This window comes from Actinomadura mexicana, assembly GCF_900188105.1.
Lineage (GTDB): Bacteria > Actinomycetota > Actinomycetes > Streptosporangiales > Streptosporangiaceae > Spirillospora > Spirillospora mexicana.
In genome coordinates this window covers 1-1,049 of record NZ_FZNP01000051.1, presented here as the reverse complement: position 1 = coordinate 1,049, position 1,049 = coordinate 1, and the positions used below count along the sequence as shown (strand labels likewise).

Genomic DNA, 1,049 nt, shown 5'->3' with positions numbered 1-1,049 from the left:
CCGACGTGGAAGCGCACCTTCGGGTTCCATCCGATGACCGCGTTCATCGACCACGGCCCCGGCGGGACCGGGGAGGCCGCCGCGCTGGTGCTGCGGCCGGGCAACGCCGGTTCCAACACCGCCGCCGACCACATCACCGCAGGCCGCCTGGCCCTCAACCAGATCCCGTCCCGCCTGCGCAAACAGGTCATCATCCGGACCGATTCGGGTGGCGGCACCCACGAGTTCCTGGACTGGGTCACCGCCCGCCGTTTGAAGTACTCGATCGGGTTCAACCTCACCGAGGACATCTGCGCCGCGATCCTGGCGCTGCCCGAGCACGTGTGGCAGTGCGCCTACGACGCCGACCGGCAGCCCCGCCGGGGCGCGTGGGTGGCCGAGCTGACCGGGATGCTGGACCTGTCGTCTTGGCCCAAGGGGATGCGGGTCATCGTCCGCCGCGAACGCCCCCACCCCGGCGCGCAGCTTCGGTTCACCGACGTCGACGGGCACCGCTTCACGTGCTTTGTCACCGGCACCCGGCACGGGCAGCTCGCCGACCTGGAACTGCGCCACCGCCGCCGCGCCCGCTGCGAGGACCGCATCCGCTGCGCCAAGGACACCGGCCTGCGCAACCTGCCCCTGCACAGCTTCGCCGCCAACCAGATCTGGCTCGAACTCGTGGCGCTGGCCGCCGACCTGACCGCCTGGACCCAGATGCTCGCCTTCGCCGATCATCCGGCCCGACTCTGGGAACCCAAACGGCTGCGCCTGCGCATCTTCTCGGCCGCCGCACGCCTGGCCCGCGGCGGCAGAAGGCTCCGGCTCCGGCTGGCCCGGCACTGGCCCTGGAGCGGCCTGATCGCCTCGGCGATCGGGCGCCTGCAGACACTCCCGGCGCCCTGACTAGCCCGAACCGCCCCATCAACACCAGGAAGGACAACATCCGGGCCCGTGGAACCCCGCCCACCCGACGCGACAGTCGGGCCCAACGGCTGACCCGACGCCGAAAACCAAGAGCCGGTTGGGTCGCTCCGCGACCCAACCGACCTCACGAAAAATCGAGGCTA

At 71.1% G+C, this 1,049-nt stretch carries 1 protein-coding gene; it reads left to right on the top strand.

Features of this window, described 5'->3' with window-relative positions:
- Positions 1–885, top strand: an 885-nt coding sequence (locus tag CHC11_RS39970) for an IS1380 family transposase (RefSeq protein ID WP_143227501.1), incomplete at its 5' end; no start/stop codon positions are given.
- Between the last annotated feature and the right edge of the window lie 164 nt (positions 886–1,049).